14 protein-coding genes are annotated in these 15880 nt (G+C 52.1%); 3 read left to right on the plus strand and 11 right to left on the minus strand.

Translation table 11 applies throughout. The annotated features are described in order from the left end of the window. The 5 genes from M2418_RS24990 to M2418_RS25010 form a co-directional block, all read right to left on the minus strand. Nucleotides 1-656: ABC transporter permease (locus M2418_RS24990; RefSeq protein ID WP_259149750.1), on the minus strand; the 656-nt coding region annotated here is incomplete at its 3' end. A 109-nt stretch (nt 657-765) separates the two neighbouring features. Continuing rightward, nucleotides 766-1119 carry a cupin domain-containing protein gene (locus tag M2418_RS24995; RefSeq protein ID WP_405049487.1) on the minus strand — a complete coding sequence of 118 codons (354 nt, stop codon included), beginning with the start codon at nt 1117-1119 and terminating at the stop codon, nt 766-768. Nucleotides 1120-1149: 30 nt separating this feature from the next. Then, the gene (locus tag M2418_RS25000; protein ID WP_250985732.1) at nt 1150-1905 is read right to left on the minus strand and encodes a FadR/GntR family transcriptional regulator; all 756 of its coding nucleotides are present in this window, start codon (nt 1903-1905) and stop codon (nt 1150-1152) included. Between the two features lie 264 nt (nt 1906-2169). Continuing rightward, nucleotides 2170-4098 (minus strand): HAMP domain-containing methyl-accepting chemotaxis protein, encoded by a 1929-nt coding sequence (locus M2418_RS25005; RefSeq protein WP_259149754.1) that lies wholly within the window; start codon nt 4096-4098, stop codon nt 2170-2172. Nucleotides 4099-4365: 267 nt separating this feature from the next. Further along, nucleotides 4366-6144, minus strand: a complete 1779-nt coding sequence (locus M2418_RS25010; RefSeq protein WP_259149756.1) for an EAL domain-containing protein — start codon at nt 6142-6144, stop codon at nt 4366-4368. Between the two features lie 582 nt (nt 6145-6726). Here M2418_RS25010 and M2418_RS25015 point away from each other — a divergent pair. Next, nucleotides 6727-7317: a hypothetical protein gene (locus tag M2418_RS25015; RefSeq protein WP_250985729.1), complete on the plus strand. Its 591-nt coding sequence runs from the start codon at nt 6727-6729 to the stop codon at nt 7315-7317. A gap of 93 nt (nt 7318-7410) precedes the next feature. On the opposite strand, the gene M2418_RS25020 is transcribed toward M2418_RS25015, so the two are convergent. Both M2418_RS25020 and M2418_RS25025 read right to left on the minus strand, forming a co-directional pair. Beyond that, on the minus strand, nt 7411-8352 hold the full coding sequence (locus M2418_RS25020; RefSeq protein WP_259149760.1) for an alpha/beta fold hydrolase: 942 nt from the start codon (nt 8350-8352) through the stop codon (nt 7411-7413). Nucleotides 8353-8468: 116 nt separating this feature from the next. Further along, nucleotides 8469-8837, minus strand: a complete 369-nt coding sequence (locus M2418_RS25025; protein WP_250985728.1) for a DUF2147 domain-containing protein — start codon at nt 8835-8837, stop codon at nt 8469-8471. A gap of 237 nt (nt 8838-9074) precedes the next feature. On the opposite strand from M2418_RS25025, the gene M2418_RS25030 reads away from it, so the two are divergent. Then, nucleotides 9075-9884, plus strand: coding sequence for a DUF1295 domain-containing protein (locus M2418_RS25030; RefSeq protein WP_250985727.1), 810 nt, complete (start codon nt 9075-9077; stop codon nt 9882-9884). Then, entirely contained in the window at nt 9881-10912 is a 1032-nt protein-coding gene (locus tag M2418_RS25035; protein ID WP_259149761.1) for a cyclopropane-fatty-acyl-phospholipid synthase family protein, read from the plus strand. The genes M2418_RS25030 and M2418_RS25035 overlap by 4 nt, the downstream gene beginning before the upstream one ends. Nucleotides 10913-10968: 56 nt before the next feature. On the opposite strand, the gene M2418_RS25040 is transcribed toward M2418_RS25035, so the two are convergent. The 4 genes from M2418_RS25040 to oppB form a co-directional block, all read right to left on the minus strand. Then, complete coding sequence (locus M2418_RS25040; protein WP_250985725.1) at nt 10969-11976, minus strand: NAD-dependent epimerase; 1008 nt, start codon at nt 11974-11976, stop codon at nt 10969-10971. Nucleotides 11977-12202: 226 nt separating this feature from the next. Next, nucleotides 12203-13804 carry an ABC transporter ATP-binding protein gene (locus M2418_RS25045; RefSeq protein ID WP_250985724.1) on the minus strand — a complete coding sequence of 534 codons (1602 nt, stop codon included), beginning with the start codon at nt 13802-13804 and terminating at the stop codon, nt 12203-12205. 1 nt (nt 13805) lies between these two features. Then, nucleotides 13806-14936 carry an ABC transporter permease gene (locus M2418_RS25050; RefSeq protein ID WP_259149762.1) on the minus strand — a complete coding sequence of 377 codons (1131 nt, stop codon included), beginning with the start codon at nt 14934-14936 and terminating at the stop codon, nt 13806-13808. Continuing rightward, nucleotides 14929-15852, minus strand: coding sequence for an oligopeptide ABC transporter permease OppB (gene oppB / locus M2418_RS25055; RefSeq protein WP_192489336.1), 924 nt, complete (start codon nt 15850-15852; stop codon nt 14929-14931). The genes M2418_RS25050 and oppB overlap by 8 nt, the downstream gene beginning before the upstream one ends. Nucleotides 15853-15880: the final 28 nt, after the last annotated feature.

Consider the following 15880-nt stretch of genomic DNA (forward strand, 5'->3'; position numbering starts at 1 on the left):
GAATACCCAAGCAGGCTGGCGGGAAGAATGAGGTGGTTTACCGCCGACCAGAACACATCCATGTCACCGGCAAGCAGGCTGTCGATCAGCAGGAAACCTGTCCGCTCATCGACCAGACCGATATAGAACTGGTCCATACGGCCACTGCCGCCAACCAAGCCAAGATGGGCATAAAACACGATCAGCGCGATCATACCGGTCCAGAAAATCGGCATGGAATGGCCGAACAGACTGACGACACGCACGGCATGGTCCTGCCAGCGATCCTTGTTCACAGCCGCAAACACGCCAAGCGGCACACCAAGGCCTGCACCAATGATGATGGCAAAGGTTGCCAGCTCCATCGTCGCCGGCATGACATGCAGGATATCCTGGATGACCGGCTGACCGGTGCGAATAGACGTGCCGAAATTACCCGTCAGCACATCGCGCAGATATAAGAAGAACTGCTCCCACACGGGGCGGTCGAGACCGAGCGAACGAAAGACCTGCTCATAGGTCTCCCGTGTCGCATCTTCACCGACAATAGCCCGCACCGGGTCGGCGGGCATCATGCGGCCGATAAAGAAAGTAAGCATAAGCAAGCCGAGCAGGGTGACAGCTATGGTTCCAATCTGCTCGGCCCAACCATTAAATTGTACGCGACGTGATGACATGTTTCCTCCGTTTGCCAGCCGCGGGAAGCGCGCCTTAACAGGCTCCCGTCCTGTCTGACAAATTTTGACCAACCTGTCACAGGTTTATAAATATGTCAAGTTACATCGCTTACAGGAAATCGTCCCGGCGGGGTGTAAAGCAGTCGATTAACTCCCCCTCTTCCAGGCATTCACAGCCATGTTCAATGTTTCCAGGAATGACGAGACTGTCGCCAACCTTCAATTCATAGGCTGCGCCATCACGGAAAAACCGAAATTTTCCTTTGGAAACATAGGTGGATTGGACGTGTGGATGCTTGTGAAGCTTACCTTCTGCTCCAGTTTCGAAGCGGAATGAAACAACCATCAACTCTGGGGATTCGGAAAGGACCTGACGGAGAACGCCGGCGTCCGGTGAAACAACCGGGAACTTGGGAAGGGTCATATAGGCCTCCTTGATGACACTAAACATGTCATCATACATATATCTCAGCCTGTCTGACAATACGACTGTTTATGCCTGAGTGATTTCTTCACTTTCCTTGGCTTTTGAGCGCAACAACACTTTGTAGCGATCCAGACTGCCACGCAGATGTGCGCGCATGCGTTCTCGAGCCAGATCAGGATCGCCCTCAATGATCGCATCAACGATCAGGCCGTGTTCTTCTTGGAGGTGAAGATTGTAGTCTTTCGGCCGAGAGCCCGGAGCAGATCCCTGCAACTCGCCACGCGGGATGATGCCAGAGCGGATAAGCTGCAGAAACTCCGGGAAACGCCGGTTTTGGGTAGCCTCGGCAATGGCGAGGTGAAGATTGAAGTCGGCATCACGGGTCGGCATGCCCGTGGCAAGACACTCTCCAATATTCCGGTGAGCATCAAGAATCATTTCTATCTGCGCGGCAGAGCGTCGTGACGCCGCCAAACCGGCCGATTCGACCTCAAAAACAGTCCTCAGTTCAAGCAGTTCGATAACCGATGAAATGCGTTCAGTCGTCAGATCCTTGAAAGGCTTGTCCTGCTCCTGCGGCAATTCAAGCGCATATATTCCAGCACCTTTGCGAGCGTGCACAAGGCCATCCGCACGCAGGATGGCAACCGCTTCACGCACAACCGTGCGACTGACCGAATATTCGCGGCTCAGAGCGCTTTCGCTGGGGAGTCTGTCTCCCGGGCGGAAAACACCCTCCATCAGATCACGCCGCAGCGCAGAGCTGATTTTTGACGCCAGCGACTTACCGTGTTCTACGCCCGCTCTGCTTTCCACGTCCATTGCCGCCTCACCTGCACAAAATCTGTCTGGTATGTTACCGGGTACTTGGTCTATTGCAAGCAGATATGGAAAGTGCTGCCACTTTGCTGAGTGGCAGAAGACAAAATACAACAAATTTGTTGCGATTCCGCTGGAAACGACCAGACACACCGCAACAATGATCAATTAGAAATCGTTCTGGCGAAAAGTCCCGTCTGGTAAGAAGCAGAAAGACCCCGACGCATCACATCGGGGTCTTCATTGTGGCTGGGTTCTGCTTCGCTATCAGAACTCTTCCCAATCCGCCTTGAGCGCCGCATTGCCGACAAAGGCCGTTGCAAGCTTGTTCGTCAATGAACGAACGGGGGACGCGCTATATTTTGGCACATTTGCCGATGGTGCAGCCTGTACCGCGCTTGCTGCGTCCGACGTTGTCTTGAACTGGGCGAGCAACTGGTTGAGCGATGAAACCTCACGCGCAAGACCATGACTTGCAGCAGTGCTCTCCTCGACCATGGCCGCATTCTTCTGCGTGTCCTGGTCCATCTGGTTTACGGCAGTGTTGATCTGCTGCAAACCGGATGACTGCTCCTGGGAAGCGTCAACGATAGCAGAAACATGTCGATTGATTTCCTGAACTTCGGCAACGATGGTTTCGAGTGCCTTGCCTGTTTCATCAACAAGTTGAACACCCTCCTGAACCTGATCAGTCGACATCAGGATCAACGCTTTGATTTCCTTTGCTGCGGCAGCGGAACGCTGCGCCAGCTCACGCACCTCCTGTGCGACAACCGCAAAGCCCTTGCCTGCCTCACCGGCGCGCGCAGCTTCTACACCGGCATTCAATGCGAGAAGATTTGTCTGGAAGGCGATTTCATCGATCACACCGATGATATTGGAAATTTCCGTCGAGGATTTTTCGATCTTCTCCATGGCGATAACAGCACTGCGCACGACATCCCCGGATTTCTCTGCACCTGATTTGGCGCGAGCAACCAGTTGCCCGGCCTCATGTGCCCGCTTGCTGGAATCCTTGACGGCCGTGGTGATTTGTTCCAGTGCAGCAGCAGTCTCTTCAACAGCGGCCGCCTGTTGTTCCGTACGCTTGGCGAGATCGTCAGCGGCGGAACGGATTTCATTTGCGCCGGCATCGATCCCGCGCGCGTTGTTTGCGACGCGACCAAGCGCCAGCTGAAGCTTTTCAGCGGAGTTATTGAAGTCAATCCTGACGCCATCTAGTGTGGCGACAAAGGAGTGGTTGATACGGTAGGTCACGTCGCCATCCGACAGCCTGGACAGGCCAGTTGCCAGATTATCCACCGCGAACTTGACGTTGGCAGCATCTTCTGCGGCTTTGCGCTCCCGCTCCATACGTTCTTTTTCACTAAGTGAGCGATTGGCATCGGCCTCCGCTTCAAGCCGCAAGCGCTGGCGCGTATTTTCCAGGAAAACGACCACAGCTTTTGCCATGCTTCCAACTTCGTCTCGACGGTCTTCACCAGGAATACCGATTTCAACATTTCCGTCGGCCAATGTGCGCATGCGATGCTGCAATGCTGCAATCGGGCCACTGATGCCGCGAGACGCAACAACGAGCGAAGCGGTGATGACAAAAGCGAACAGTATCGCCAACAAACTTAATGTCGTTGTGATTGTAGATATGGTTTGCGCTGATAGGCTGTCAGATTCAGCAGCAATATTGGCGTCATTTTCTTCGTTTGCAGAGCGCAAGTCACTGCGTAGTTTAACGATAAGTGGATCGACTTGTTTAAGTGATTTGACGGCCTCGTCATTCATATCCTTGCTATCGAATGCGATCGCCTCATCAGTCAATTTGATAATGTCGTTTGCAAGGCGAATGTAGCCGTCGATAGCCCCCGACTGATTTTGCGACATCATCTTTGCATTGTCTAATCTGCTTGTCAGCAAAAGCTTATCAGCTTCGTATTGCTTCAAAGCAGCGATGGATTCCGCAGAACCTGTTTCGTAAAATCGGACTTGGTTGGCCGTATAGGCAATAGACATTGCTGCAATCGTTGAACGGTTCAGCGTGGTGGCAAGAACGACATCGCTGGCAAGCATATCGGAATAGGCCGCATCTGTTTTCATATACGTATAGGAGACCACAGACACTCCGCCGACTCCGAGAAGACTAAGCGGCAAAATTAGCGAAAGAATTTTGGTTTTGATCTTTGAATTTGCGAGGAAGGACATGAATTACCTCAAAATAACAAGTCCAACTTTCTCGTGCTGAAAGATTGCAAATCTGGACCATAAGCATGCACGTGCAGCAACCAATCATTGGCCACCTCATCTCCCCGGCGGCACACAGAAAGTAGTGTTGAGAAACGGCGAGAAGATATGTGAATCACTGAACTTTAGAGGTTCACGCGACACGTCATACTTTACAATAATCACAATCAGGACTGGTTTGGTAACCAGTTGTAAACCACAAACAACCTAGGGTATACCACCACAGATTTACTCTTTCGGTGAACCTTGAGGGCCGTGTCGGCCCAGAAGGGCTGCGGCTTGCACTTTACTGGCCACACCCAGCTTTTTGAGTATCTGCTCCATATGATACTCCACGCCACGCCGCGATAGACCTGTAATCGTCGCTATGTCGGCATTTGATTTCCCCGCCGCAGCCCATGTGAGAAGGTCAAGTTGCTGCGCTGTAAGTTTAGCGAGCAAAGGGCTATGGGGGCTCTCATCACCTTTTTGTATCTGCGGCGATTGATCCGCACAATCCGTTATTAGACCAATCCAGCTTTCAACCTGACCAGCACTGTCGAAACTTGGCTTAGCAGCACTGCGTACCTGTCGCCAATGCCCTGACACATCCCGAACCCGGAAGTTTGTCTCAAAAGGCAATTTTGACGGCAACCATTCCAGCCACTTTTTGCGGACTCGAATATGATCATCTGGGTGCATACGCCCGTACCAGTCCTTGATACGGTCCTCCATGCCAACACTTTCAGTCGCAGACAGCGTCGGCCCGAGATAGTCGATGGTCCCTGCACTGTTTGCCGCCCAGATGATATGAAGTCTTTCCTCCGTCGCCAACAACCGCGCATAACCCTCATCGGCTTTCAAGACTGCCTCAACCTGCCTGAGGCGACTAATGTCGGTTAACGCAAGTGAAAACCCGATGAAACCGCCATCGTCGTCGTTGACGCGTGTGCAATTCACGACGAAAGTTTTACCGGAGCGACGATCCTTGACTTCCTGCTGTCTGATCTCACGCCCACGCGCCATATGGGCCAAAATTTGCGTGATCCTAAAGGCGTTCTTTCTGTCAAAGTGCTGCGCAAAATGCGAACCGATTGATTGCTTTTCAACCAGACTCATGACGTGGGCGAATTGCTCATTCATTCGCAAAATCCGTCCATCCCCATCAAGAAGCGCTAGCGCGCACGGGCTGTTTTCATAGATGGCCTCAGAGTGGAATTTGCGTTGATAACGAGAGGCCCCGGAGGAACCTTTCGCACGGCCGCCGAAAGGATAACGAAGCTCTCTTGGCAACTTTCCCAATGTCGGGCGGCCAAGGTGATACCCTTGGCCCAAATTGCATCCCATCCGTTGCAGCAAAGCCAGTTGGTGTGGCGTTTCAATCCCCTCAGCAACAACTCTCATACCCAAACTTTGGCCAAGATCGATTACAGAGGCCACGATGCGTCGGCTCGCCGGGTTCTGGTCCATGCTGCCAACAAACTGCTTATCTATTTTCAGCGTGTTGAAAGGCAGGGAATGCAAGCGCGTGAGACTTGAAAAACCGGTCCCGAAATCATCCAGCGACAGCAGAAAACCTTCGTCTCTGAAACGTTTTGCAACCTGGTGAGCGGTTTCAATATCATCGAGAAGCGCATTTTCCGTCAGTTCGATTTCTATTTGAGATGGAAGCAGTCCCGCATTTGAGACAACCCCACCAATCAAGGAAACGATTTCGTCATTCCGGAACTGTACCGGAGACAGATTGAGAGCGAGCGTTAAATTTCGCGGCGCGCAGGAAAGCTCTCGGCATGCCTTCTCCAGTATCTGCAAAGTAATGGAGTTGATGGCACCGGCAGCTTCGGCTGTCGAGATGAATGCATCCGGATTTATCACACCGTGAGCAGGATGATCCCAGCGCGCCAGAACCTCAAAGCCGATCGTCTTTTGTGTTTCAAGATCGATAAATGGTTGGAATGCTGGCACAAACTGACTTCCTTCGACTGCAGCAAACAGATCGTCGATGGAAGGAAAAAATGTACTCGTCATAATCACTCAATAGCTCGGACGTGGTGGAGTTGTCTGACTTAGAGGTCGCTGGATAGGAAAGTATGAAAACCAGATCAATTATCACGCGTTTGTGAAAACCATCACCATCTTAGGTAGATCTGAATTAAGCCACCAAGCACTGTTGACCGCAGCGGGAAAAAACTAGCGCCCCCCCAGTGCGAAATTATCTCTGGCTGGCCTCGGCTGACATCTACCGACACTCGCTGTTCCGCATTTGCAAATATCGGCGTCAAAGATTTACGCGACTGCGAGGCCGCCATAAGGAACCGGCTGAGCGTATCCTGCTCGGTTTGAGTTTCGAAGATTACACGGCAGCCGTTGAAATCCTGTCTATTGCGTACTTCTCGAGGTTAGAGGTAAGAAAAAAGTGCCTCGAAATACCAAGGCATCATGGATGAAGTGCTGCGAATGCTGACCGACAGTCAAAGTTTCAAAGCGATCTATCGTCATAACGCTTTGATTACCTTGTATTTCGTTATGCTATCCCACCTCTACCTTGGCGATTGACTGGTGCTGATGCTGCAATAAAAGGCAGCCATTCGCATATTCAGGGTTGCATGCATGATTTCGCGCTTACTGTTTCCAGGCATGGTTATCGCTCTTACCGGATTAACCGGTTGCCAGACTGGAAAGCCACTTGCCATGAGCGTTGCCGCCACACCGACTGCCTCGGGCATACAGCACGGAGATATGCTAGCTCCTCAACGTGCAGCTGGCCAAGATATCCCTGCACTCAAAGGCAATGAAATTGTGACCATCCGTACATATGAATATGTGAACAAGGGTGGTGCGGAATTTAGTTCCCGTACGGAGATTGAGGGTGTTAGTTGCAAGCTGGAAAGCGACGGCTACAGCGCATCTATAAAAACTCCGGCCGAAGTGCGTGTTCCCGACTACGGCTATGCATCACGCCCGATTTCAGTGAGTTGCAACGCTGCGGGCTACAGGACCAGTTTCAGCAACGTGACTGCAATCAATAAGTCTGCCGAACAACGCATGGCTTCAGGTAGCAATGGTGGCCTGATAGGTGTTGTCATCATGGCGGCAGTAAACGCAGGTTCCGACCAGAAAAAAGATGATTTCGCATATCCCCCTGTCAACGTCACGATGAACCGTATCGGTTGCGAGAAGACTAAAGTTCGCTGCCGTTAAACTGGCTTGCCAACGGCCACCCAACTGCCGTTTAAGACTGTGCAAATACCATTTGCGCAGTTTTTCTTCACCGTCAGCAACATATGATGTGGCTCACATAGGCCTATCATCTGCTATGCGTCGTTCGACAGATTTTAGTATCCGTGAAAGATCCCGTTTTTTGCCGGCCGCAACCTCAATTGCTGCAACGACAAGATCGCCCGCGATGTAATCCGGCTTGTGTCCAAGATTGTGCACGACAAGCAGCTTCGAGCCTTTGATGGCGCGTGCCAGCTGTTTTGAGTGTATCTCCGGCGACACAACCTTATCAGCATCACCTGTGATGATAATTGTCCTCGCTTTTATCTCGGAATATTGGCGGGATGCCGTTTTGGCCCACGCATTCAAAGATGCGACTTCCAATGCGTTGTGACGGAAGGCAACCGGGCGCAAAGCCTGCAGTGCTTTGGTTTGGGCTATATAGTTTTGTGGTACGGGGTTTGGTGCAAACACTGACTTTGTCGCTGCGCCAATCGCCAACAGCCCTGCCGGTGGCGCAACAAGGGTGCTGAACAAAACACCGGTAATCGGGACACGCGCAGCGTCATAATACCACGAGACGCCGCCCGGCCAGTCATAAACCGCAGGCGACAGGAAAACCAGTCCCTTCACCTTCTCTGGATGACGCAAAGCAAGCGCAGCAGCAATTGCGCCGCCGTAAGAGTGACCAACCACGATTGCACTTTTGATGCCACGCTCGTCCATCAGACTTGCAATGGCATCCGCCTGTCCATCCGGCAAAATGTTGCCCTTGCCGCCGATCTGCGAACGACCATGACCAGGCCTGTCAACAAACAGCAGTGTGGCTCGCCCCTCCAAACTGGAGCGAAAGGCGAACAATGGATCATACAGGCTGGTGCTGGCACCGTGAATAAAGACAATCGGGGGCAAATCAGCCTTGTGTGCGGGTTCCAGCAAAAGGCTGTTCATCATGAACCCGCCAACATCAATAAGGCGTTCGTCCTCGACCGGATTTGCGGAAGTTGGAGCTTTCATCCCTGATGCTAACGTCATCATGAGAGCGCCGAGAACCACACAGAACACGCCCCGAACGACCATTTTTCTCCTGACATTCTCACTGATTGGCATTCATGTCGATTATAGTCATGACGTCAATCCAGCCTTGTCCATTGAACGCCCTTGCACAGCAAACCGGCAAGGACGCAGCCCTTGGTCGTCATGTTGTTGCCCTTCACATCAACGCTGATCTTGTAGGTAAGATCGCGCTGCGGATCGAAAGCGGTTCCGGAATATTTCCCATCTGAGGCAGGCGAAATGGTCATGACAAGCTTGTCACCGGTTTTTTCTTTCGGTGTACCCGGTTTTATCCACGTATTCGTCGCACAGATATTGGCTCCACACTGGTCGATCTTTACCCGGGCATTGCCATCACCGCGCGACCATTGCCCGAAAATATCCTCTGCCATTGCAGAGTTCGAGCCAAGGCAAAGGATGATTGAAACTGGTAATATCCATTTCATACCCTACACTCCTCTTCACGCTCCAATCGCATTGAACCGACTGGAGCAACAGGTCGCGGACAGCGACTGGTGCGAATTCACATATACAGAAGCAATACGAGTGACTGTTGGAAACGGTTCAGTTCCGCCAGGAATCTTTATTTGAATATTTTGCCCATTAAACGAAACCAGAATGCCGTCAGTTCCGTAGATAGGTGATGAAAGCAGTGTGACATTGCTGTTCAACAGGCGGTAGAAATGGATTTCAGTTTCCTCATTTTCGCAGCAGGTGGTCTTTCTCTTGCAATGATCGGTGCATGGGCCACGCAGCGCAGGACCGGCAACAGCGGCTGGATCGATACAATCTGGTCATTTGCGGTCGGACTTGGTGGCATTGCATCGGCAATTTGGGCTGATGGCGCAAGCGAACGCCGCATCATGATCTTCATCATCATCGCATTGTGGTCGTTGCGACTTGGAGCCCACATCGGGACGCGCTCAAAGGGCGCCAAGGAAGATCCCCGCTACGCCAAGTTCATTGAACAATGGGGAAAGGCAGCCTCGTTCAGATTATTCTGGTTCTTGCAGATACAAGCTGTCGCAGCATTTGTACTGGTTTTGGCAGTGTATCTAGCCGCCAGCAACGAAAGCCCGTTTCCTCGGATTGTTGATTTGATTGCACTTGGCATCGCCGTCATAGCTCTCGCAGGCGAAAGCCTTTCAGACGCTCAATTGGCGGGTTTCAGAAAAACACCAGAAGCCAAAACGGGTGTCTGTGAAATTGGATTGTGGCGTTACTCTCGCCACCCGAACTACTTTTTTGAATGGTTATTCTGGTGCACCTGGCCGTTGCTGGCAATCAACGCGAACGGTTGGAGCTGGTTGGCGTTGCTCGCGCCCGCCATGATGTACTGGCTGCTGGTTCATGTTTCCGGCATTCCACCGCTTGAAGAACATATGATGAGAAGTCGCGGTGAAAAATTTCGAGCCTTGCAGGCACGTGTCAACGCTTTCTTCCCCGGTCCACGCAAAACGAACTCCGCCACTGAACAAGGAGCAACACAATGAACATGCTGGCCTTTGCCATCAATGCCGCGGAGAGAATGCCATTATCAGACGGTATGACACTTGCTGGAATTGACTTCCTGTGTAACCGCACCAAACGCCGTCTGGAAACCATTCCCCATGGCCGGGAAATTGAATTTGTGTCTGAGATGGCTAAGTTTCCCGTTGCAACACATACGAGTGATGCCAACCGGCAACATTACGAAGTGCCTGCGGAGTTTTTTTCGCTGGTGCTCGGTCCGCGGCGAAAATATTCGTCCTGTTTTTATCCTGATCTAAACACCTCCCTTGCTGACGCGGAACGTGAGGCGCTGAGACAGACAGTCAAACATGCCGGAATTGAAGATGGCATGACAATCCTCGAACTCGGCTGCGGCTGGGGTTCACTTTCCCTCTGGATGGCCGAAAATTTCCCGCGCTCCTCGATCGTATCTGTCTCCAACTCGGCCTCTCAACGTGAATACATAAACGCCAAAGCCCAGGATAAGGGTTTGACAAACCTGAATGTTGTCACGGCCGACATGAATATTTTTGAAACCGAAAGAACGTTTGATCGGGTGGTTTCGGTGGAAATGTTCGAGCACATGTCAAACTGGCACACGCTTCTTGAACGCGTGCACGGATGGCTGAAACCGGACGGAAAATTGTTCCTGCATGTTTTCACGCACAAGAACCGCTCCTATCGTTTCGACCACCACAATCCTGCAGACTGGATTGCGCATCATTTCTTCACCGGCGGCATCATGCCCGCTTATGATCTGCCTTATCGCTTTGGGGAGAGCTTCACCGTTGAACAGGATTGGCGTTGGTCTGGCCAACATTATCAACAAACGGCTCTCGATTGGCTGGCAAATTTCGACCGCGAAATCAACCAGATAAAACCGTTGTTCAAAACCGTCTATGGCAAGGACGCTCATCTTTGGGAGCGTCGCTGGCGATTGTTCTTCCTCGCAACAGCCGGCCTCTTCGGTCACGACAATGGCGACGTCTGGGGGGTTGGTCACTACTTGCTTGCACCAACGCACCGGTGAATGCATTTAAAAAAACCAGATTTGAATGCTAGCTTTCGACGTGGGACGAGCGGACATCACAGTTGGTAGTACTGCCGGAACCAGGCGACAAATTTCTCAATTCCCTCCTCAATTGAGGTTTGCGGCTTAAAACCGATGTCGGTGACAAGATCATCCACATCGGCGAAGGTTTGAAAAACGTCACCCGGCTGAAGAGGCAACATGTTCTTTATAGCGGTTTTACCAACCGCTTTCTCAATGCATTCGATGAAGTAATTCAACTCTACCGAGGTGTTATTGCCGATATTGTAAAGCCGATACGGAGCCGTTGAACTGCTTGGGTCCGGGTTCATAGCGTCCCAAGTTTTGTTTGGGACGGGAATAGCATCCAATGTTCCAACTACGCCCTTGGCGATGTCATCGACGAACGTAAAGTCTCGCAAGTGATTGCCATAATTGAAAACATCGATTGGATCTCCAGCGAGTATTTTTTTCGTAAATAAAAATGGAGACATGTCCGGACGACCCCAAGGACCATAGACAGTAAAGAAACGAAGACCGGTCACGGGAAGCCGATACAAATGCGAATATGAATGAGCCATCAACTCATTCGATTTCTTCGTTGCCGCATACAGACTCAACGGGTGATCGACAGTATCGTGAGCACTGAAAGGCACTTTCAGATTGGCACCATATACCGAACTGGAAGACGCAAAAGTAAGATGCTCAATTGCGTGATGTCTACATCCCTCGAGGATATTGAGAAAACCCACAATATTGGAGTCGATATAGCTGTGTGGGTTTTGAGAACCGTACCGTACACCAGCTTGCGCCGCGAGGTTAATGACCCGCTGCGGTTTGAAGCCAGCAAATGAGTTATCTACGGCGTCTCGGTCTGAAAGATCGGCTTTGATGAACGAAAAATTCTTATAGTTTTTTAGCAGAGAGAGGCGGGATAGTTTCAAATTGACGTCGTAATATTCATTGAGGTTATCAATCCCAAGAACCTCATCACCCCGCTCCAGGAGAATGACAGCCGTATGGTAGCCAATAAAGCCGGCTGCACCCGTCAATAACACTCTCATCAATTATCCTTCGACCTGCTGAATAAACGCGCTCTTAGGTTTAGAGCCCTTGCCTCTATAACCACAACAATCCCTCGCCGTGAATAGCTCTACAGTAGGTCGCGTAAAAGTGTGCAGCAATTACGCAAAGCAGATATCAAAAACATCAATTGGCTGAATTTTTTGCCAGTTTTAAAACGACATAAGGGCAAGGCAGTCGCCAAATATAAGCGACTGCCTCTCAGCATCAGGCGGTAAAAGCGGCGTTCATCAGCGTTTGCGTGTACGTCTCTCGCGGTGCCTCGAAGATTGCATCTGTCGTGCCTTCCTCAACAACCTTGCCGTCCTTCATCACCATGACGTAGTCTGACATAGCCTTGATAACCGACAGGTCGTGGCTGATGAAAATGTAGGACAGACCATGCGTTTTCTGCAGGTTGCGCAACAGATCTATAACCTGCCCCTGAACCGAGCGGTCAAGGGCTGACGTCGGTTCATCAAGAATGACGACATCGGGCTTCAGGATAATGGCACGCGCAATTGCGATACGCTGTCGTTGGCCGCCTGAAAACTCATGCGGATAACGATTGCGGGCGTCGGGATCGAGTCCAACCTCCTGCAGCGCCTTGATGGCACGCTGGTCTCGCTCTGCCCGACTCAATTGTGGCTCATGCACGAACAGGCCTTCAGTGACAATTTCACCGACCGTCTGGCGCGGCGAAAGAGAACCGTATGGGTCCTGAAACACCAGCTGCAGTTTCTTGCGCAGGGGCCGCATGGCTTTTCGATCGAAACCGGAAATATCCGTCTTTTCGAATACGACCTTTCCCTTGGCTTCTACCAGCTTCAACAGGGCACGGCCGAGCGTGGATTTTCCGGAACCGGACTCCCCGACAACACCAATTGTTTGTCCCTGTCGCAACGTGACATCGACACCATTGACAGCACGGAACGCACTTTTTTTGCCCGACAGGAACCCGCCAGCAATCTGGTAATCGACGGTTACGGCTTGCCCGGACAGCACAACCTGCGCCTCATCGGCCACGTCCGGCTTGCGTCCGCTTGGTTCGGCATCCAGCAGCATTTTCGTGTAGTCCTGTTGAGGACGTTCAAAAATGTCCGATGTGGAACCAGCTTCAACAACCTCGCCCCGACGCATCACCGTGACACGATCAGCAAAGTGCTTCACCACTCCGAGATCGTGCGTAATCAACACGATGGCCATACCAAAACGCTGCTGCAAGGATTTAAGCAGGTCAAGGATCTGGGCCTGGATTGTCACGTCGAGTGCTGTTGTCGGCTCGTCGGCAATCAGAATGTCCGGCTCATTGGCCAGTGCCATTGCAATCATGACACGTTGACGTTGGCCACCAGAAAGCTCGTGCGGATAACTGTCGATGCGACGTGCCGGATCCGGAATACCAACCAGTTCCAGCAATTCCAGAACACGGGCGCGTGCCTCTTTGCGACTGCCTCCGCGGTGATGCAGGATAGGCTCGGCAATCTGCTTGCCGATCTTGTAGAGCGGATCAAGCGAGGTCATCGGCTCCTGGAAGATCATGGTGATCTTGGCGCCGCGGATGGTATTGAGCTCATCCGAACGCAAGCCGACAAGTTCATGGCCGCGATATTTGGCGGAACCCTGCACTTGGCCATTGGCTGCCAGAAGTCCCATTATACCCATCATGGTCTGGCTTTTTCCGGAACCGGATTCACCTACGACAGCGAGCGTTTCGCCTGCCCGGACGTCGAGGTCAATGCCCTTGACGGCATTGACCGTTCCGTCAGGCGTGGCGAAATCAACCTTCAGTCCACGAACGGCAAGAATGGTTTGTGATGTGTCATTCATGTCAGCGGTCCTTCGGATCGAGCGCATCGCGCAGGCCATCACCAACGAAGTTCAAAGAGAACAACGTCAGAACGAAGAAGGTGGCCGGGAAAATCAAAAGCCATGGTGCAGACTGGATATTGTTTGCGCCTTCTGAAATCAACGCTCCCCAACTTGTCAGCGGCGCCTGAACACCGAGACCAAGGAAGGACAGGAAGCTTTCAAGAAGAATGACCTTTGGAACAACAACGGTAACGAACACCACAACGGGGCCAATCGTGTTAGGGATAATGTGACGGCGAATGATCTGCCAATCCGTCAATCCCAACGCCTGCGCTGCACCGACAAACTCACGCCGCTTCAATGCAAGCGTCTGCCCGCGCACGATACGCGCCATATCCAGCCACTCGACCGCACCAATCACCAGAAAGATCAGGATGAAGCTGCGGCCGAAAAACACCACCAGCACCACAACGAGGAACACGAATGGCAGTGAATAGAGGATCTCGACAATACGCATCATGACGTTGTCGACACGTCCGCCGATGTAACCAGACGTCGCGCCGTAGATAACGCCAATGCCCAGTGACACAAGGCTCGCGAGAATGCCGACAGCAATCGAAATCTGACCACCGAGCATGACACGCACCAGAAGGTCACGGCCGTTGGAATCGGTACCGAAGAAGAAGTATTCGCGGTTAACATTGCCTTCCAACTTCAGCGTACGGCCATCGTCTTCGGTTGCTGTTACCTTGGTGTTTTCGAACTCATTGGCGCGATCGAAATAACGCGTGGTGCGCGGATCGATCTCGCTATCCGAGGTTACGGTCGCGGTAAAAGATTGTCCGCTGACCTCGAACTCTTCGAGATCAACGCGCGCACGCGAAGCAATTCCCTCAACAACACCCTGAAGATTGGTGACATCCGGACGTGGCTCAAGGCTCGGCGGGATGGACACATAGGATGGGAACACCTGGTCATAGGTGTGGTTCAGGAAATGTGGACCAATGAAGGAAAAAAGCGCAATCAGCGCCAGCATGATCGAGCCGGCCATTGCCGCACGGTTTCTACGGAACCGCAGAGCGGCAAGCTGGAAAAGGCTGCGACTTTTTGTAGACGGCAGCGGAGCCGTATTTGCAGACATATCAGTCATGGCGAACCCTCGGATCAAGAAGGCCGTAAAGGATGTCGACCACAAGATTGAAAACGATGACGAAGATCGCAATGAGAACAACGGTGCCCATAACAAGCGTATAATCACGGTTGATGGCACCGAGGACGAAGTAGCGCCCGACGCCTGGAATGGTGAAGATGGTTTCAACGACAGCCGAACCCGTCAGCAACGCTGCGGCGCAAGGCGCAAGGTAGGAAACAACCGGCAACATGGCGGCACGCATCGCATGGATGATGACAACCGTTCTTGCAGGAAGACCATAGGCCTTGACGGTGCGAATGTGGTCCATCCTCAGTGCTTCGATCATCGAACCACGCGTCAGACGGGCAATCACCGCCAACTGAGGCAGGGCAAGTGCAATCATCGGCAGGATGAGATAACGCAGCGATCCGTCGCCCCAGCTACCGGCTGGCAACCAACCGAGCAGAACGGCAAAAACCAGTGTCAGCACAGGACCGACAACGAAGTTCGGTACGGTAATACCAACGGTCGAAACCGACATCAGTGAAAAATCAAAGGTACTGTTCTGCCTCAAGGCAGCCAATGTACCAGCCAATACGCCGCCGACGAGTGCCAACAGCAGCGCGTAAAAGCCGAGTTCGAGCGAATACGGCAGACCTTTTCCGATCAACTCGGCGACAGTGTTGTCCTTGTAGATATAGCTCGGCCCGAAATCACCGGTCACGGCATTCGTGATGTAGTGAATGTACTGGCGCCACAATGGCTGATCCAGCTGATAGGTCCTCATCAGATTTTCCATCGTCTGAGGCGGTAACGGACGTTCAAGGTTGAAAGGTCCACCCGGCGCAAAGCGCATCAGGAAAAACGAAATGGTGACGACAATAAACAGTGTCGGCACCGCGCTCGCCAATCGGCGCAGAATAAATGATAACATGGTACGTTAACTCCGGTATGGCACGGCG

Origin of the sequence: Rhizobium sp. BIGb0125 (assembly GCF_024810055.1) — a bacterium.
Lineage (GTDB): Bacteria > Pseudomonadota > Alphaproteobacteria > Rhizobiales > Rhizobiaceae > Agrobacterium.